Below are 17,437 nucleotides of genomic sequence, written 5' to 3'. Positions count from 1 at the left end.
TAGATCCCCTTGGGGTTGTTTCGGCTAGAGAGGGGGTGGCGGGCGAGCGAGGGGGCCTGCGGGAGGCCGGCCCCCTCGCTCAGCTCGCGATCAGTGCACGACGTCGTCCACCGAGGGCGACTCGTTGCGGGACAGGTTGATGCCCAGGTTGGCCGCGGCGCGCTCGAGGTCCTCGTCGTCGGAGTCGCGCATCTCGATGGCCGCACCGTCGCTGGAGAGCACCTCGACGTTCAGGCACAGCGACTGGAGCTCCTTGAGGAGCACCTTGAACGACTCCGGGATGCCCGGCTCGGGGATGTTCTCCCCCTTGACGATGGCCTCGTACACCTTGACGCGGCCGACCACGTCGTCCGACTTGATCGTCAGCAGCTCCTGCAGCGTGTAGGCAGCGCCGTACGCCTGCATCGCCCAGCACTCCATCTCACCGAAGCGCTGGCCACCGAACTGCGCCTTACCACCCAGCGGCTGCTGCGTGATCATCGAGTACGGGCCGGTGGAGCGGGCGTGGATCTTGTCGTCGACCAGGTGGTGCAGCTTCAGGATGTACATGTAGCCGACCGCGACCGGGTACGGGTACGGCTCGCCGGAGCGGCCGTCCAGCAGGGTCGCCTTGCCGTTCTCCTTGACCATGCGCTCGCCGTCGCGGTTCGGCTTGGTCGCCCCGAGCAGCCCGGTGAGCTCCTCTTCCTTCGCGCCGTCGAACACCGGGGTCGCGGTGTTCGTGCCGGGCGCGACGTCGTAGAGCTCCTCGTTGAGGTTCTTCGCCCAGTCCGGGTCGCCCTCGATCGTCCAGCCCTGCGAGGCCAGCCAGCCCAGGTGCAGCTCGAGGATCTGGCCGATGTTCATCCGTCGCGGCACACCGTGCGTGTTCAGGATGATGTCGACCGGGGTGCCGTCCTCCATGAACGGCATGTCCTCGACCGGCAGGATCTTGCCGATGACGCCCTTGTTGCCGTGGCGGCCGGCGAGCTTGTCGCCCGGCTGGATCTTGCGCTTCTGGGCCACGTAGACGCGGACCAGCTCGTTGACGCCCGGGGGCAGCTCGTCGTCGTCCTCGCGCGAGAACACGCGGATGCCGATGACCTTGCCGGTCTCGCCGTGCGGCACCTTCAGCGAGGTGTCGCGGACTTCGCGGGCCTTCTCGCCGAAGATCGCGCGGAGCAGGCGCTCTTCCGGCGTCAGCTCGGTCTCGCCCTTCGGCGTGACCTTGCCGACCAGGATGTCGCCGTCGCGGACCTCGGCACCGATGCGGATGATGCCTCGTTCGTCCAGGTCCGCTAGCACTTCTTCGGAGACGTTCGGGATGTCCCGGGTGATCTCCTCGGCGCCCAGCTTGGTGTCGCGGGCGTCGATCTCGTGCTCCTCGATGTGGATCGACGTCAAGACGTCGTCCTGCACCAGGCGCTCCGAGAGGATGATCGCGTCCTCGTAGTTGTGGCCCTCCCACGGCATGACCGCGACGAGCAGGTTCTTGCCGAGCGCCATCTCACCGTTTTCGGTGGACGGGCCGTCGGCGATGACCTGACCCTGCTCGACCCGGTCGCCCTCGTTGACGATCGGGCGGTGGTTGAAGCAGGTGCCGTGGTTGGAGCGGCGGAACTTGTACAGTCCGTAGCTCTTCCGCGTGCCGTCGTCGTGCATGATCGTGATCAGGTCCGCCGAGAGCTCCTCGACGATGCCGGACTGCTCGGCGACGAGCACGTCACCGGCGTCGACCGCGGCGCGCAGCTCCACACCCGTGCCCACGTACGGGGCCTGGTTGCGCAGCAGCGGCACGGCCTGGCGCTGCATGTTCGCACCCATCAGGGCGCGGTTCGCGTCGTCGTGCTCGAGGAACGGGATCATCGCCGTCGCGACCGAGACCATCTGCCGCGGCGAGACGTCCATGTAGTCGATGTCGAGCGGGTCGATCAGCTCGACCTCGCCGCCCTTGCGGCGGGCCATGACCCGGTCTTCGACGAAGGTGCCGTCGTCCGAGATCGGCGCGTTGGCCTGGGCCTTGACGTACCGGTCCTCTTCGTCCGCGGTCAGGTAGTCGACCTGGTCGGTGACCCGGCCCTCGACGACCTTGCGGTACGGCGTCTCGATGAAGCCGAACGGGTTGACCCGCGCGTACGAGCAGAGCGAGCCGATCAGGCCGATGTTCGGGCCTTCCGGCGTCTCGATCGGGCACATGCGGCCGTAGTGCGACGGGTGGACGTCCCGGACCTCCATGCCGGCGCGCTCACGGGACAGACCACCCGGGCCGAGGGCCGACAGACGACGCTTGTGCGTCAGGCCCGACAGCGGGTTGTTCTGGTCCATGAACTGCGACAGCTGCGAGGTGCCGAAGAACTCCTTGATCGCCGCGCCGATCGGGCGGATGTTGATCAGGGTCTGCGGCGTGATCGCCTCGACGTCCTGCGTGGTCATGCGCTCACGCACGACGCGCTCGGTGCGGGAGAGACCGACCCGGATCTGGTTCTGGATCAGCTCGCCGACCGTGCGCAGGCGCCGGTTGCCGAAGTGGTCGATGTCGTCGGTCTCGACCGGGATCTCGGTGCCGTTCTGCGCGTCCATCTTGTCCTCGCCGGCGTGCAGCCGGACCAGGTACTCGATGGTCGTGACGATGTCCTCTTCGGTCAGCGTCCCGGTGTCGTAGGCCGTCGACAGGCCGAGCTTCTTGTTGACCTTGTACCGGCCGACCTTGGCCAGGTCGTAGCGCTTCGCCTTGAAGAACAGGTTCTCCAGCAGGGTCTGCGCGCTCTCCTTGGTGGGGGGTTCGCCCGGGCGCAGCTTGCGGTAGATGTCGAGCAGGGCCTCGTCGGTGCCGGCCGTGTGGTCCTTCTCGAGGGTGGCCAGCAGCGTCTCCGAGAAGGAGAAGCGCTCGCGGATCGCCTCGGTGGTCCACCCCAGCGCCTTCAGCAGCACGGTGACCGGCTGGCGGCGCTTGCGGTCGATGCGGACACCGACGGTGTCGCGCTTGTCGACGTCGAACTCGAGCCACGCGCCGCGGCTCGGGATCACGCGGACGCTGAAGACGTCCTTGTCGGTCGTCTTGTCGACGTCCTTCGAGTAGTAGACGCCCGGCGAGCGGACCAGCTGGGACACGACGACACGCTCGGTGCCGTTGATGATGAACGTGCCCTTGTCGGTCATGACCGGGAAGTCGCCGAGGAAGACCGTCTGGCTCTTGATCTCGCCCGTGTTGTTGTTGACGAACTCGGCCGTGACGAACAGCGGCGCGGCGTACGTCATGTCCTTGTCCTTGCACTCCTCGATCGAGGCCTTGACCTCGTCGAAGCGCGGGGCGGAGAAGGACAGGGACATCGAACCGGAGAAGTCCTCGATCGGGGAGATCTCGTTCAGGACCTCTTCGAGGCCGCCGACCGGGTTTTCTTCACCTTCTTCGACACGGCGTTCGAACCACGCTTCGTCCCCGGTGAACCACTGGAACGACTGGATCTGGACGTCGAGCAGGTTGGGCGTGTTGAGCGGTTCGCGAATCTTTGCGAAGGAAACCCGCTTGGGCGCGCCGGGGATTCCCGTGGACTCCGAGCGAGATTCAGCCGAGGTGGTCGCAGCAGTGGCCTGGTTCGCGGGAGAGACTGCCAAGATGCGTCCTTCCGGGGACAATGAGCGGTGACGGCCGCCATAGCAACAGCTATGAGCGACTGTCAAGGGTGCCGTGTGCCCACTATCCTAACTACCGGCTCCGGGCAGCCTGAAAGAGGGCAGCGCAAAGAGGCAGTCTAGCCCGAACGGCGCGGTCTGTCCAGGGGGCGCTCCCGATGGGGCCCAGCCTGCCTCGCGACGTCTTCAGGTATGCCTCCAGGCGAGCCGGTTGTCCCTCCCGCAAGGGCCGCCGGTTTCGCCGTCGGGAGTAAGCGTGAACCCAGCGGCGCCGAGAGTCAAGATGCCACACGGGGGTCGGCCCGGTTGGCGCAGCGTTGAAGAGGGTCAGCGGAGCGTAAGCGACCGAATATCATGCAGGTTACCGGCTGGTAGCGCCAGTAAAGCGGCTCGACCTGCGGGTATACCGCGGATTTCGTCGTCGCTCGTGTGCCGCACGCCACCCGGCACGGGCGGAGAAGTTCTCCGAAGAGCGCGCGAAAGGGTGTCGCGGAGGGCTGGATCGGGCGGCCCGGCGCGTGTCCCAGCGGTCACTCGCGCCCCAGGCGTCACGGCGGCCGGACGGGCCCGCGAGGGGTCTCTGAAGGGCCTCTCGCGGGCGTTCGGGACGCCGCTCGGCCCGGCACCCCACCGAGCCGGTGAACGACGTACAAGAGCGGCTGGCCCCGAGACGCGACGAAGGGTCCCTCCCCTCGGCTCGCGAGCGGACGGGACCCTTCGGCGGAGCTACTTCGTCGGCGAAGGCGACGCCGGCGGGGCGGAGGACGCCGGGGCCTGGGTGGCCGCCGGGACCTTCGGCGCGTTGTACGTGTCCATGTCCGTGATCTTCCACTTGTCGCCCTGCAGCTGGGCGTTCAAGTGGAGCTGGGCGGTGCCCGCGGTGGTCTTCTTCGTGTCCGTGCGGGTCGAGGTCTGGTCGACGAAGACCATCACCTTCGCCAGGTCGCCGTTCAGCATGATGACGGCGGAGCGCGTGACCTTGCAGGTCACGACCATCTTCTGCGCCGGCGCGAGCCGCTTGACCTCGCCCATCAGGGAGTTGTACTTGGCGCGGACGTCGTCGTTGGCCAGCAGGTCGTTCGCCGCGTCCTCGGTCTTCTTGATGTTGTTGAAGTCGTAGGAGAACAGCGCCTCGGCCGCCTTCGAGACGGCGTCCTTGACCTGCGCCGTCTTCGCGACGTCCAGCAGCGCGGTGTTGCTGGTCGCCGAGGAGACCTCGACCTCTTCGGACTTGAACCAGAACGCCAGGCCGCCCAGCACCAGCGCGACGAGCACCAGCGCGCCCGCCACGACGTACGGCTTCTGCACCCGTGCGCCCCTGGCCGGCTCCGCCACCGACGCCGCGTCGGCGACCTCGACCTCGGACTCCTCCGTCGGCTTCGCGATCCCCGTGTCGCGCTTCTTCCGGCGCGGCGCGGGGCGGGCGGGCGGAGCTTCCTCGTCCGCCGCCTCGGCCGGCTCGCCGGTGAGGGCGTCGACCTCCGGCTCCTCCTCGGTGCCGACCGCCGCGAACACCGCCGTGTCCTCGGCCGACGGCGCCGTGTCGAGCTGCCCGCTCGCGGCTTCGAACGACTCGGGCCGGGCCGCGGGCCGCGGTGCCGGGCGCGGGGCCGGCCGGGGGCGCGGCTTGCGCGGCTCGGCGGGCACAGCGGGGAGCTGGCCGGTCCGCTCGGCGGCGGACTCGTCCGCCGGCGGCTTGCGCAGTCCGGCCACGCGCGGCCGGCGCGACGGCGGGGTGCTGCTGCTGCGAGGCGGCTGGCGGCGGGAGGGGGGCACTACGGGCTCCTTACGGGTGACGCTACTGGCCGGCCGCGACGAGCGGGACGCTGTCGATGCCGGACAGCTTCCAGGTGTCGCCCACGCGGGTCATCGACACTTCGAGGCGCAACGGCTTCGCGCTGCTCTTGTCGCCCTGGGTGACGGTCGTGGCGATGGCGGCGAGGAAGCTGGCCTTGCCTTCGTGGTCGTCCAGCTCCTCGACGGCGATGTCCTGGACGTCCGTGGTGACCTTCGTCTTGGCGTCGGCGAGCGCCTTGCGGAACGTCGGCGCCGACTGGTCGATCTGCTGCGCCATCTTGTCGTCCGACACCGACTTCTGCCGGGCGAAGAAGCCGTCGAGGTCCTGGTAGTCGACCTCGGTGTAGGCCTTCAGCGCGTTGCCGCCCGCCTTGACGACGGCCTCGCGCGAAGCCGCCAGCCCGGCGTTGTCGTCGGCCGCGGCCGCCCACCACTGGATCCCGAAGAACGCGGCGGCGATCAGCGCGGCCAGTGCCAGCGCGCCGGCGCCGAGCACCAGGATCCGCGACGAGGACGGCTCCCGGGCCGGCGTCGGGGTGGCGTCCGCCGCTTCGACGGCGGACGGCTCGTCCGTACTCATGGCACTCCAGGGTAGGGGTCGGTCATCAAATCCACGTCAGGCCAGTCCGAGCAGCGCGCCCAGGCTGGTGAGGCTGACGCCGGGGCTGCCGACGATGCCCGGCACGCCCCGGCTGTTGCGCTCCTCCGCCAGCTCCTCGGCCGGCCGGTTCGCGTTGGCCGAGACGTCGGCGTCGGACGGCTTGACCGGCACGCCGCCGTAAGGCGCGTTCTGCGCACCGCGGACGTTGATCGGGCTGCCCTTCGGTTCGGCACAGTACGCGTTGTCGTCCGCGGGCCGGGGCGTCGTGTTGTCCCCGGTCCGGTACTGCGAATACGGCATGTAGCCCTTGGTGCAGGCGGGCGGGTTGAACAGGTTGAGCACCAGGCCCAGGTGGGCGGTCCCGTCGCCGGGGGCGACGCTGCTCGCGGCGCCGGCCAGCGCCGGGTAGGTGACCAGGCCCTGCTCGATCCCGTCGAGCCGGGTCACGGTCAGGTTGGCCGTGGTGAGCAGGTTCGCCGTCAGCGCGCCCAGGCCCGGCCCGGACTCCTTCAGCACCTGGCTGACCTGCGCGGCCACCTGCGGCGTGATGCCGATGAGCTTGCGCAGGTCACCGTCGGAGTTCTTCAGCGTGCCGGTGAGCTCGTTGAGGCTCTTGCTGAACGACGCGAAGTTCGCCGCCTCGTCGTTCTGCGTGTCCAACACCTTGCCGCCCTGGTCGAGCAGCTGGATCGTCTGCGGCAGGTACTCCTGCGCGGTCGTGGTGAAGCTGCGCGCGGTGTCCAGGAGCTTCTGCAGGTCGCCGCCGGTACCGCGGAAGGCGTCGTAAGACTCGTCGACGACCGTGCGCAGCGAGTCGACCGGGACCGACGCCGCGAGCGAGTCGAGGTCGCCGATCAGGCGGTCGGTGCTGACCGGGGTGGTCGTCTTGGCCGCCGGGATCACCGACCCGGCCGCCAGGTACGGGCCCTTGTCGGCCTTCGGCTTCAGGTCGACGTACTGCTCGCCGACCGCCGACCGGTTGGCGACGACGGCGTCGAGGTCCGCCGGCACCTGGGGCGCCGACGGGTCGATGTTCAGGTCGGCCTCGAGCCCGGTCGCGGTGAGCCGCATTTCCCCGACCCGGCCGATGTTGTAACCGCGGTAGGTGACTTCGGCGTTGGTGAAGATGCCGCCCGACTCGTTGAGCTGCAGCTTCACCGTGTAGCCGTCGTTGCCGAACACGGTGCCGAGCCCGGCGAACCGGACCAGCGCGTACACGATCGCGACGACGGAAATGACCGCGAAGGCGATCAGCTGGAGTTTCGTCCTGCGCACCAGCATCAGCCCGCACCTCCCGACAGGAGCCCGAAGAGGTTGCCGAGGCCCGGCTGGGACTGCCCGGCCTGCCCGCTTTCGCCCGGGATCGGCAGCGGCGGCGGCTGGTTGGCGGGGGTGCCCTCGACGCCGCCGGTGAGCCCCGGCAGCGGGATCTGGCCGGCGAGGGCGTTCTGCCTGCTGTTGCCCAGGTTCTCCACGACGGTCTTCAGGTTCAGGTCCACCTTCGCGAACAGGTTGAAGTAGTCGCCCTTCACGCCGTTGACGGCCTGGTCGCTGAACGGGAACGTCAGCAGGATCTGCAGGGCCTTCGGCAGGTCGTTGCCCGCCTCGCCGAGCTTCTGCAACGTCGGGGTCAGCGCCTTCAGGTCGGCGACGAGGTCCTTCTGCGACCGGTTCACGGTGTCGGTGGCGACGCCGGAGAGGTTGTCCAGGGCCTGCAGCATCGTGACCAGCTGGCCGCGCTGCGACTCCAGCACGCCGAGGCCGGGCGCGAGGTTGTCGACCGCGCCGACCAGCTTGTCCTTCTGGCCGTTGAGGGTCGAGGACAGCCGGTTCAGCCCGTCGAGCGCGCGGGTGATGTTGCGCGACTGCTGGTCGAGGTTCGTGACCAGCTGGTTCGCGTTGTCGAGCAGCGCCTTGATGTCCGGCTCGCGGCCGGACGTGGCGTTGTTGAGCTCCTTGGTGATGGTGTTGAGCTGGTCGACCCCGCCACCGTTGAGCAGCAGCGAGAGCGCCCCGAGCAGCTCTTCGACCTCGACGCTGCGGTTCGTCCTGGCCAGCGGGATGGTCGCGTTGTCGGCGAGCTTGCCCTGGGCCTGGTCGTCGCCCGGCGAGGCCAGCTCGACGTACTTCTCGCCGAGCAGGCTCGACTGCTTGACGTTGGCGATCGCGTTGGCGGGCAGCTTGACGTCGCCGTTGACCTTGAGCGTGACCAGCGCGTGCCAGCCGTCCTTGGTCAGCCCGACGTTCTCGACCCGGCCGATCGGCACCTCGTCGACCTTCACCCCGGCTTGCGGGGTCAGGTCGAGCACGTCCCGGAACTCGACGTTCACCGTGTACGGGTGGTCGCCGAGGTCGGCGCCGCCGGGCAGCGGCAGGTCGTAGATGCCCTTGAACGCGCAGCCGGAGAGGACCAGCGCGGAGGCCGTGGCGAGCGCGCCGACGGTCACGAGCTTCTTCACTGGCCACCTCCGTAGAGCTGCCCGGCGATGGGCAGGGGCAGCGGCGGCAGCTGACCGGACTGCAGGGCCTGCACGGTCTGCGCCAGCGACGGCAGCGGGACCACCCCGTCGACCAGGCCGGCGATGCCCTCGCAGGCGTTGCCGAGCACGTCCGGGATGCCCTTGCCGGTCTGCTTGAGCAGCCGGCAGATCATCACCAGCGGGGGCTGGGTCAGCTCGTTGAGGTTCGGCCGGGCGTCGAGCGTGCCGGCCGAGCCGTTGTAGGTGTTGACCAGGTTGCTCAGGCCGACCGGGGCGACGTCGAGGATCTCGGCGAGCGAGCCGCGCTGGTCGACGAGCACCTTGGTGACGCCGGCCAGCTTGTCCACGTTGGACTTGAGCCGGTCGTGGTTGGCGTCGATGAACGACTGCACCGCGGTGAGCGTGGTACCGAGCTGCTGCACGGTCGCGGCCAGGTTGTCCTTTTCGGACGCCAGGTAGCCGCTGACGTCGGCGAGCTGGCTTTCGAAGGTGCGGACCGACTTGTCCGAGTCGGCCAGCGTCTGCGAGAACTTGCCGAGGTTCTCCACCGTGGAGAACAGGTCGTCCTTGTTGCCGGCCAGCGTCCCGGCCGCCTGGCCGAGCTTGGTGATCGTGTCGTGCAGGGCCTGGCCGTTGCCGTCGACGTTGGCCGCCGCGGTGTTCAGCAGGTTCGACAGCGACCCGTTCTTGTTGGCGCCGTTCGGGCCGAGGGTCTCGCTGACCCGGGCCAGGCTGGCGGCGAGCTGGTCGACCTCGAGGGGCACCTCGGTGCGGTCGAGGCCGATGACCGCGCCGTCGGAGATCCGCGGGCCGCCGGTGTAGGCCGGGGCGAGCTGGACGTACCGGTCGGACACCAGCGACGGCGCCACGATGAGCGCCTTCGCGTCGGCCGGGACGGCGACCTTGCGGTCGTACTCGAACTCGACCTTCACCTGGTTGCCCATGGGCTGGATCTTGGTGACCGTGCCCATGTCGACGCCGAGCATCCGCACGCTGTTGCCCTCGTACAGGCCGACGGCGCCGGCGAAGTACGCGGTCAGGTGGTTGCGGCCGGCGTCCTTGAGGGTCCACCAGATCCCGCCGGCGACGACGAGCGCGAGGACGATCGCGATGGTGAAGCCCCGGGTCAGGGCCAGTCCGAAGCGGGTGTCACTCATTTCGTGTAGCACCCCTCTTCGTTGATCGGGCCGAACGACGGCAGGAGCAGGCCGCAGATGTAGTTGTCGAACCAGCGCCCGTTGCCGATGGTGTTGGTGAAGACGCGGATGAACGGCGCGAACTTCTTGATGCCGTCGGCCAGCGAGTCCTGGTTGCGCTGCAGCATCGACGTCAGCTGGTCCAGCGAGGTGAGCACCGGGTCGAGCTGCTTGTCGTTGTCGTCGATCAGGCCCTGCAACTGTGTGGCCAGCTCACGGGAGCCGTTGAGCAGCGAGGTGATCGCGTCTTCGCGCTTCGACAGCTCGTCGAGCAGCTTGTTGCCGTCGGTCAGCAGCTTCTGCACCTCGGCGTCGCGGTCGACCAGCGTCTGCGACACCTCCCGGGTGTTCGCCAGCAGGTTGGACAGCTGCTGGTCGCGCGAGGCGATGGTGTCCGAGAGCTTCGACAGGCCCGACAGCGCGCCCTTCACGTCCTGCGGCGTGTTGGCGAAGGTCTGCGAGATGGTGTCGAAGCTCTGCGCGAGCTGCTTGGTGTCGATGTTGTCCACGGTCTGCGAGAGCCCGCGGAAGGCGTCGAGCACGTCGTAGGGGGCCATCGTGCGGTCCCGCGGGATCGCCGTACCCGGGTCGAGCGCGCCCTGGCCCTGCGGGTCCAGCGACAGGTACTTCTGCCCGAGCAGCGTCTTGATCTTGATCGCGGCGCTGGTCCGGTCGCCCAGCCAGGCGTCCTTGACCTTGAACGACACCTTGACCGACGCGCCGTCGAGCTCGATGTCGCTGATCTTGCCGACCTTGACCCCGGCGACCCGGACGTCGTTGTCCTTCTGCAGCCCGGAGGCTTCGCTGAACTCGGCGGTGTAGGTGGTGCCGCCGCCGATCACCGGCAGGTCGTCGGAGTTGAGCGCGGCGAGGAAACCGAGACCCAGCACGACGATGCCGACCAGGGCGATCGGGACGGGGTTGCGCTTCTGGAAGGACTTCATCCCTTGCACCTCTCCCGGTTGAGAGGCACCAGCGGGATCGGCACGTCGTTGATCAGCGGCGGCAAGCTGACGCTCCCGGTGAACTCGCAGGCGTAGAAGTTGAACCAGGAGCCGTAGTCCGCGGTGCGGGTCAGCGTGCTCACCTTGGTGGGCAGGAACTGGATGAAGTGCTCCAGCTCCGGTTCGTTCTTGTTGAGCTGATTCGTGAGGGTGCCGAGCGCGCTGATGTCGTTCTTCAGCGGCTCGCGAACCTCGCCGAGCAGCCCGGACGTCGTTTCGGCCAGGTTGCCGAGGCTCTCGATGGCGTCGCCGATCGGCTTGCGGTCGGCGGCGAGGCCGGAGGTCAGCTGCTGCAGCTTGATGATGAGGTCGTTGAGCTGCGGCGTGTGCGCGTTGACCGTGTCGAGGACCGAGTTGAGGTTGTCGATGACCTCGCCGATCACCTGGTCCTTGTTCGCGATCGTGGTGGCCAGCGACGCGGTGTGCGAAAGCAGGCTTTCGACGGTGCCGCCCTCGCCCTGCAGGACCTGGATGACCTCGTACGACAGCTTGTTGACGTCGTCGGGGTTGAGCGCGGTGAACAGCGGCTTGAAGCCGTTGAACAGCTCGGTCAGGTCCAGCGCCGGCGTGGTCCGGTCCAGCGGGATGGTGCCGCCGGGGCCGAGCGTCTTGCCGCCGCTGTTCTCGCCTTCGCCGAGGGAGACGTAGCGCTGGCCGACCAGGTTGCGGAACTTGATCTGCGCGGTCACCCCGGCCGGCAGCTGCCGGCCGGCGTCGACCTCGAACTCGACCTCGGCCTGGCGCTTGTCGACGATCTTGACGTCCTTGACCTGCCCGACCCGGACGCCCGCGATGCGGACGTCGTCGTTGGGCAGCAGGAGCGTCGCGTCGGTGAAGCGCGCCTTGTAGGCGTTGGTGCTGGTGGTGTTGATGTTGGCGATGCTGATCCCGAGGATCGTCGTGAACAGCACGGTGACGACGACGAAGACCGCGAGCTTGATCAGCGGTGCGAGCAGTCCCCTCACTTGACCGTCACCTCCGCACCCCGGTACAGCGGGCCGACGAGCAGGGCGCTCCAGCCCGGGACGTCCGAGGCGTTCATGCCCAGCTGCGGGCCGAGCAGGTCGGCCAGGAAGCCCTGTTCCGCGCTCGAATACGCCAGGTCACCGGCGCCCGCGCCGTTGCCGGCCGCGTCGGCCTTGAACTTGGCCGGGTTGAGCCCCTCGCCCACCGTCTTCGGCGCGGCCTGGTGCTTGGTCCCGTCCTGGAAGGCACCGTCCGGCGGTTCCGAGGGGAACGGCTTCGGGATGTCCTTCATGTCGTAGCAGCGCGGCCCGCGCTTGTCCTCGAACCGCGGCTCTTCCTTACCCGCCTCGTACGGCGCCCGCGGCACGATGATCTCGATCGTGGCGTGCAGGCCGGGCTTGTCGGTGCCCTTGCCGAGCGCCTGGTCGATCAGCGGCACGTTCCGGGCCATCTGGGAGATCACGCAGGGGTACTCCGGGGCGTACTTCGCCAGCAGCTCGGCCGTCGGCCGGGCGGTGTCGGCGAGGGAGATGATGTTCTCCTTGTTGTTCTGCAGGAACGTCTGCAGGTCGATCGACGCCTGCGTCAGGCTGCCGTAGAGGTTCGACAGGTTCTGCTGCTGGTCGACCACGGTCCGGGTGGTCGTGCTCAGGTTGTCGAGGGTCTGCACCAGGTCCGGCGCGGCGCCGGAGAGGTGGTCGGAGAACTCCGCGAGCGCCTTGAGGTTGTGCTGCAGCTCCGGCTCGTGCGGGTTCAGCTCGCCGATGTAGGTGCCCAGCTGCGTCAGCGTGTCGCCGAGCTGGTCGCCGCGGCCCTGCAGCGCCGTCGAGATCGCGGTGAGCGTCGCCGACAGCTTCTGCGGCTGCACCGCCTGCAGCACCGGCATCAGGTGCTCGAACGCCTGGTCCAGCTCGATCGCGCTCGACGTGCGGTCCTGCGGGATGACGTCACCGCTGGCCAGTGTCTTGGCGGAGGGCGCTTTCGGGATCTCCAGCGAGACGAACCGCTCGCCGAAGAGCGTCTTCGGCAGGAACCGCGCCGAGACGTTCTCCGGGATCAGCTTCGCCGACTCCGGGTTGAGGGCCAGCGTCAGCTCGGCGCCGTGGTCGGTGGCGACGATGTCGGAGACCGAGCCGACGATCAGCCCGCGCACCTTGACGTCGGACTGCTTGATCAGCTGGTTGCCGATCTTGTCGGCCTGGAGCTTGACCGTGACGAACGGCGTGAACGCCTTGTCGTAGAGCGCGATGGACAGCGCCACCCCGCCGACCATCACGGCGATGAGCAGCAGGCCGAGCAGCCTGCGTCGGAGCGTCCTCATCCCGCGATCCTTACCGTGACGTCGGTTCCCCAGATGGCGAAGCCGATGAAGAAGTTCATGATCGACACCGTGACGATGGACAGGCGCACGGCCTTGCCGACCGCCACGCCGACCCCGGCCGGGCCGCCGGTCGCCCGGTACCCGAAGTAGCAGTGCGACAGGATGATCAAGACGCTGAAGAGCAGCACCTTGATGAACGAATACAGCACGTCCTGCGGTGGCAGGAACAAGTCGAAGTAGTGGTCGTAGGTACCGGCCGACTGGTTGTAGATGTAGATGACGACCAGTCTCGACGCGAGGTACGAGCTCAGCAGGCCGATGATGTAGAGCGGGATGACCGCCACGAACCCGGCGATGATCCGGGTCGTCACCAGGTACGGCAGGCTCGGCACGCCCATGACTTCCAGCGCGTCGATCTCCTCGGAGATCCGCATCGCGCCCAGCTGCGCGGTGAACCCGGCGCCGACCGTGGCGCTCAACGCGAGGCCGGCGACCAGCGGCGCGATCTCGCGGGTGTTGAAGAACGCGGTCAGGAAGCCGGTGAAGGCCGACGTCCCGATCGAGTTCAGCGCCGAGTAGCCCTGGAGGCCGACGAGGACACCGGTGAACAGCGTCAGGCCGACCATCACGCCGACCGTGCCGCCGATGACCGCGAGCGAGCCGGACCCGAAGCTCACCTCGGCCAGCAGCCGGAGGACTTCCTTGGTGTAGCGGCGCAGCGTCCGCGGCGTCCACAGCAGCGCCCGGCCGTAGAACGACATCTGGTCACCGAGGGTGTCCAGCGTCTGGAGGGGTCGGTTGGCGACGCGTTTCGCGCCCTGGAGGAACGTCATGGCGCTAGTCCAGCTTTCCGGGCACGATCTGCAGGTAGATCAGGGTGATCACGAAGTTCACGACGAACAGCAGCAGGAACGTGATGACCACCGACTGGTTCACCGCGTCCCCGACGCCCTTCGGGCCGCCGGAGGGGTTCAGACCCCGGTAGGACGCGACGACGGCGGCGATGAACCCGAAGATCAGCGCCTTGAGCTCGCCGACCCAGAGGTCGGGCAGCTGCGCGAGGGCGGAGAAGCTCGCCAGGTACGCACCCGGCGTCCCGCCCTGCAGCACGACGTTGAAGAAGTAGCCGCCCAGCACGCCGATGACGCTGACCATGCCGTTGAGCAGCAGCGCGACCAGCATCATCGCGAGGGTGCGCGGCACGATCAGCCGCTGCACCGCGGAGACGCCGAGCACCTCCATCGCGGCGATCTCTTCGCGGATGGTGCGCGCGCCGATGTCGGCGCAGACGGCGGAGCCGCCCGCGCCCGCCACCAGCAGCGCGGTGACCAGCGGACTGGCCTGCTGCACGGTGGCGAGCACGGAGCCCGCGCCGGTGTAGGACTGCGCGCCCAGCTGGCGGGCGAGCGAACCGAACTGCAGCGAGATGACCGCGCCGAACGGGATCGCCACGAGGGCCGTCGGCAGGATGGTCACGCTCGCGATGAACCACGACTGCTGGATGAACTCCCGCAGCTGGAACGGGCGCTGGAACAGGCCACGGACGATGTCCAGGCCGAGTGCGAACAGGTTCCCGGTCTCTCGGAGCATGCCGATCCCGGGGATCTTCGCCTGTGTTGCGGGAGAACTCACCGGCCACCTGGCCCGTTGTCACGCGGCGGCGGCATCCGGTGCGAGCCGGGTCTCGGCGGCTGGCCGCCGCCCGGGATGCGCGCCACCTGGTCGGCGGGCAGCTGCCCGTGGTGCTGGTTCGGGACGCCGTCACCCTGCGGGCGGGCGCCGGCCGGCACCTGCTGCTGTTGCTGGGCTTGGGCGACGCGGCGGGGGCTGACGCCGTAGTGGCGCTGCTCCTCCGGGCTCAGGGAGGCGATGATGCCCTCCTGCGCGGGCTGCGGCAGCCGGTGCAGGACCTCCATGACCCGGTCCTTGCGGCGGACCGCGCCCATCCGGGTCGGCACACCCGGCGTCGTCTGCATCTGCGGCGGCACCCCGGAGATGTCCTCGACCCCGCCGGCGTGGTGCCCGGCGTCGAACATCGCCTGCTCGGCCGCGATCTGAGCGGAGTCCTTCTCCTCGGACATGCCGATCGGGCCCTGCATCCGGCCGTTGAGGAACTGCTTGACGACCGGCTCTTCGCTGGTCAGCAGCACCTCGCGCGGGCCGAACATGACCAGTTCCTTGCGGAAGAGCATGCCCAGGTTGTCCGGCACCGTGCGGGCCAGGTTGATGTTGTGCGTGACGATCAGGAACGTCGCGTCGATCTGCGCGTTCACGTCGAGGAACAGCTGCGAGATGTAGGTGGTGCGGACCGGGTCGAGACCCGAGTCCGGCTCGTCGACCAGGATGATCTCGGGGTCGAGCACCAGGGCGCGGGCGAGGCCGGCGCGCTTGCGCATACCGCCGGAGATCTCGCCGGGGAGCTTCTTGTCGGCGCCGTTCAGACCCGTCATGTCGAGCTTTTCGAGGACGATCCGGCGGATTTCCGTCTCGGACTTCTTCGTGTGCTCGCGCAGCGGAAAGGCGACGTTGTCGTAGAGGTTCATCGAGCCGAACAGCGCGCCGTCCTGGAAGAGGACGCCGAAGAGCTTCCGGATCTCGTAGAGCTTGTGTTCGGAGCACGTCACGATGTCGACGCCGTTGATCACGCAGCGCCCGCGATCGGGCTTGAGCAGGCCGATCATCGACTTGAGGAACACCGACTTGCCGGTTCCGGACGGTCCGAGCATCGCCGAGACCTCGCCCGGGGGCAGGGTCAGCGTGACGTCCCGCCAGATGGCCTGCTTACCGAAGGACTTGGTCAGACCTTCGATGACCACCTCGGCACCCATCGCACCTCCAGGAGCTGTTCCGCGTCATTGCGCCCGCTGCCACACCCATGCCACCCCACGTCGGCGGCGGGTGCGGGCCGTGCGCCGCATTAACCCGCGTCAACCAGGTGCAACGAGCTGAGTGCGAACAGGTTACTCACCAGTTTTCTTTTCTGGCCAGACCCGGACCCATCGTCACCCCGCCGTGATCGGCAACTGCAGGGAACCTAGTCCATTCGGGGCAACGACGCAGATCTCCGCGGCCCCGCACCCGCGTTTTAGGGACCCGGGGCTATTCGGACACCACTCCTAGGGGATGCCCGTGACCAGGCAACACGGAAGGGGCGGGCATCCGAGTGGATGCCCGCCCCTTCTCGAGGTGGTGCTGAGGCGCTTTCGCGCCCGAGATCACTTGATGGAGATCTTGGCGCCCGCGGCCTCGAGCTTCTCCTTGGCGGCCTCGGCGGCCTCCTTGTCGACCTTCTCCAGGAGGGCCTTGGGAGCGGCCTCGACCAGCTCCTTGGCCTCCTTCAGGCCCAGACCGGAGACGACCTCACGGACGACCTTGATGACCTGGATCTTCTTGTCGCCGGCGCCCTCGAGGACGACGTCGAACTCGTCCTGCTCCTCGACGGCGGCCGGGGCGGCACCGGCGGGGCCGGCGGCGGCGACGGCGACCGGCGCGGCGGCGGTGACGTCGAAGGTGTCCTCGAACTCCTTCACGAACTCGGACAGCTCGAGGAGGGTGAGCTCCTTGAAGGCGTCGATCAGCTCGGCGGTGCTCAGCTTCGCCATGATGGCTTCCTCTCAGAAAAACGAACTAAAAGCGTTCGGGGTGGGGGGTGGATCAGCTCTCGGCGGGTGCTTCGGCTGCTTCGGTACCGGCGGCGTTGCGCTGCTTCTCCTCCAGCGCGGCAGCCAGGCGGGCGACCTGGGACGCCGGCGCCTGGAACAGCGCGGCGGCCTGGGACAGCTTCGCCTTGAACGCGCCCGCCGCCTTGGCGAGCAGGACCTCACGGCTGTCGAGATCGGCGATCTTGTTGATCTCGTCCACGGACAGCGCTTTGCCGTCCATGTAGCCGCCCTTGATCACAAGCGCGTTGTTGTCCTTCGCGAAGTCGCGAAGCGCCTTGGCGGCGTCGACCGCTTCACCCTCGACGAAGGCGATGGCGGTGGCACCGACGAACAGGTCCTCGAGCCCCGTGACGCCCGCGTCTTCCGCGGCACGCTTGACGAGGGTGTTCTTCGCGACCCGGTACTTGGCACTGGTGCCGAGAGCGCGGCGCAGCTGGGACAGCTGGGACACGGAGAGGCCGGTGTACTGGGTAACGACGGTGGCCGAGCTGTTGCGGAAGCTCTCCGCGATCTCGGCGACGGCCGCCACCTTGTCGGGCTTCGCCATGGTCGCCTCCTCTCTTGGCTAGTGTTTCCACTGGCGTCGAGGAGCCCCCAAACGACGAAACGCCCTCGCGCAAGCAGGCGCGGGGCGTTCTTCCGGCACACGTGCCGGGGCCTCGTTCCTCCTGCGCGGGCCGCCCGGCGAGTTGCGGGACCTTCGTTCCCCACGGAAGCGGGGACAACCAGCGGTCTTCGGTAGAACCATCGAGAAGAATACATTGTCAAGTCGACAAGCCTTCTCCGACCCCCACCTTC

General features: G+C 68.4%; 14 protein-coding genes. All 14 read right to left on the bottom strand.

Annotated elements, in window-relative coordinates:
* Positions 1-90 precede the first annotated feature (90 nt).
* Positions 91-3,594 carry a DNA-directed RNA polymerase subunit beta gene (locus tag ACLJQM_RS02380; RefSeq protein WP_247015127.1) on the bottom strand — a complete coding sequence of 1,168 codons (3,504 nt, stop codon included), beginning with the start codon at positions 3,592-3,594 and terminating at the stop codon, positions 91-93.
* Positions 3,595-4,338: 744 nt separating this feature from the next.
* Positions 4,339-5,325 (bottom strand): hypothetical protein, encoded by a 987-nt coding sequence (locus ACLJQM_RS02375; protein WP_410630277.1) that lies wholly within the window; start codon positions 5,323-5,325, stop codon positions 4,339-4,341.
* A gap of 85 nt (positions 5,326-5,410) precedes the next feature.
* A complete protein-coding gene (locus tag ACLJQM_RS02370; RefSeq protein ID WP_410630005.1) occupies positions 5,411-5,989 on the bottom strand; it encodes a hypothetical protein in 579 nt (192 codons plus the stop codon).
* A gap of 36 nt (positions 5,990-6,025) precedes the next feature.
* Positions 6,026-7,291 (bottom strand): MCE family protein, encoded by a 1,266-nt coding sequence (locus tag ACLJQM_RS02365; protein ID WP_247015131.1) that lies wholly within the window; start codon positions 7,289-7,291, stop codon positions 6,026-6,028.
* Positions 7,291-8,469, bottom strand: coding sequence for an MCE family protein (locus ACLJQM_RS02360; RefSeq protein ID WP_360768170.1), 1,179 nt, complete (start codon positions 8,467-8,469; stop codon positions 7,291-7,293). The genes ACLJQM_RS02365 and ACLJQM_RS02360 overlap by 1 nt, the downstream gene beginning before the upstream one ends.
* Complete coding sequence (locus ACLJQM_RS02355) at positions 8,466-9,647, bottom strand: MCE family protein (RefSeq protein ID WP_360768168.1); 1,182 nt, start codon at positions 9,645-9,647, stop codon at positions 8,466-8,468. The genes ACLJQM_RS02360 and ACLJQM_RS02355 overlap by 4 nt, the downstream gene beginning before the upstream one ends.
* Positions 9,644-10,630 carry an MCE family protein gene (locus tag ACLJQM_RS02350; protein WP_247015137.1) on the bottom strand — a complete coding sequence of 329 codons (987 nt, stop codon included), beginning with the start codon at positions 10,628-10,630 and terminating at the stop codon, positions 9,644-9,646. Before ACLJQM_RS02350 ends, ACLJQM_RS02355 begins: the two co-directional genes overlap by 4 nt.
* The gene (locus ACLJQM_RS02345) at positions 10,627-11,655 is read right to left on the bottom strand and encodes an MCE family protein (RefSeq protein WP_360768165.1); all 1,029 of its coding nucleotides are present in this window, start codon (positions 11,653-11,655) and stop codon (positions 10,627-10,629) included. Before ACLJQM_RS02345 ends, ACLJQM_RS02350 begins: the two co-directional genes overlap by 4 nt.
* The gene (locus ACLJQM_RS02340) at positions 11,652-12,977 is read right to left on the bottom strand and encodes an MCE family protein (RefSeq protein ID WP_360768162.1); all 1,326 of its coding nucleotides are present in this window, start codon (positions 12,975-12,977) and stop codon (positions 11,652-11,654) included. Before ACLJQM_RS02340 ends, ACLJQM_RS02345 begins: the two co-directional genes overlap by 4 nt.
* Entirely contained in the window at positions 12,974-13,810 is an 837-nt protein-coding gene (locus ACLJQM_RS02335) for an MlaE family ABC transporter permease (RefSeq protein WP_003060266.1), read from the bottom strand. The genes ACLJQM_RS02340 and ACLJQM_RS02335 overlap by 4 nt, the downstream gene beginning before the upstream one ends.
* A 4-nt stretch (positions 13,811-13,814) precedes the next feature.
* A complete protein-coding gene (locus tag ACLJQM_RS02330) occupies positions 13,815-14,567 on the bottom strand; it encodes an MlaE family ABC transporter permease (protein ID WP_013222532.1) in 753 nt (250 codons plus the stop codon).
* A gap of 38 nt (positions 14,568-14,605) precedes the next feature.
* Positions 14,606-15,805, bottom strand: a complete 1,200-nt coding sequence (locus ACLJQM_RS02325) for an ABC transporter ATP-binding protein (protein ID WP_360768157.1) — start codon at positions 15,803-15,805, stop codon at positions 14,606-14,608.
* Positions 15,806-16,192: 387 nt separating this feature from the next.
* On the bottom strand, positions 16,193-16,579 hold the full coding sequence (gene rplL, locus ACLJQM_RS02320) for a 50S ribosomal protein L7/L12 (RefSeq protein WP_247015145.1): 387 nt from the start codon (positions 16,577-16,579) through the stop codon (positions 16,193-16,195).
* Positions 16,580-16,631: 52 nt separating this feature from the next.
* Complete coding sequence (rplJ, locus tag ACLJQM_RS02315) at positions 16,632-17,186, bottom strand: 50S ribosomal protein L10 (RefSeq protein WP_247015147.1); 555 nt, start codon at positions 17,184-17,186, stop codon at positions 16,632-16,634.
* Positions 17,187-17,437 lie beyond the last annotated feature (251 nt).

Origin of the sequence: Amycolatopsis sp. cmx-4-83 (genome assembly GCF_046548815.1) — a bacterium.
Taxonomy (GTDB): Bacteria; Actinomycetota; Actinomycetes; order Mycobacteriales; family Pseudonocardiaceae; genus Amycolatopsis; species Amycolatopsis pretoriensis_A.
Note: the sequence above shows the minus strand (reverse complement) of the source record. Positions and strands in the feature narration are given on the sequence as shown.

What these genes read in the sequence shown, in the direction of transcription:
- ACLJQM_RS02370 (WP_410630005.1), bottom strand. Translation starts at nt 5,989, where the DNA reads ATGAGTACGGACGAGCCGTCCGCCGTCGAAGCGGCGGACGCCACCCCG.
- ACLJQM_RS02365 (WP_247015131.1), bottom strand. Translation starts at nt 7,291, where the DNA reads ATGCTGGTGCGCAGGACGAAACTCCAGCTGATCGCCTTCGCGGTCATT.
- ACLJQM_RS02355 (WP_360768168.1), bottom strand. Translation starts at nt 9,647, where the DNA reads ATGAGTGACACCCGCTTCGGACTGGCCCTGACCCGGGGCTTCACCATC.
- ACLJQM_RS02350 (WP_247015137.1), bottom strand. Translation starts at nt 10,630, where the DNA reads ATGAAGTCCTTCCAGAAGCGCAACCCCGTCCCGATCGCCCTGGTCGGC.
- ACLJQM_RS02340 (WP_360768162.1), bottom strand. Translation starts at nt 12,977, where the DNA reads ATGAGGACGCTCCGACGCAGGCTGCTCGGCCTGCTGCTCATCGCCGTG.
- ACLJQM_RS02335 (WP_003060266.1), bottom strand. Translation starts at nt 13,810, where the DNA reads ATGACGTTCCTCCAGGGCGCGAAACGCGTCGCCAACCGACCCCTCCAG.
- ACLJQM_RS02330 (WP_013222532.1), bottom strand. Translation starts at nt 14,567, where the DNA reads ATGCTCCGAGAGACCGGGAACCTGTTCGCACTCGGCCTGGACATCGTC.
- ACLJQM_RS02325 (WP_360768157.1), bottom strand. Translation starts at nt 15,805, where the DNA reads ATGGGTGCCGAGGTGGTCATCGAAGGTCTGACCAAGTCCTTCGGTAAG.
- rplL (WP_247015145.1), bottom strand. Translation starts at nt 16,579, where the DNA reads ATGGCGAAGCTGAGCACCGCCGAGCTGATCGACGCCTTCAAGGAGCTC.
- rplJ (WP_247015147.1), bottom strand. Translation starts at nt 17,186, where the DNA reads ATGGCGAAGCCCGACAAGGTGGCGGCCGTCGCCGAGATCGCGGAGAGC.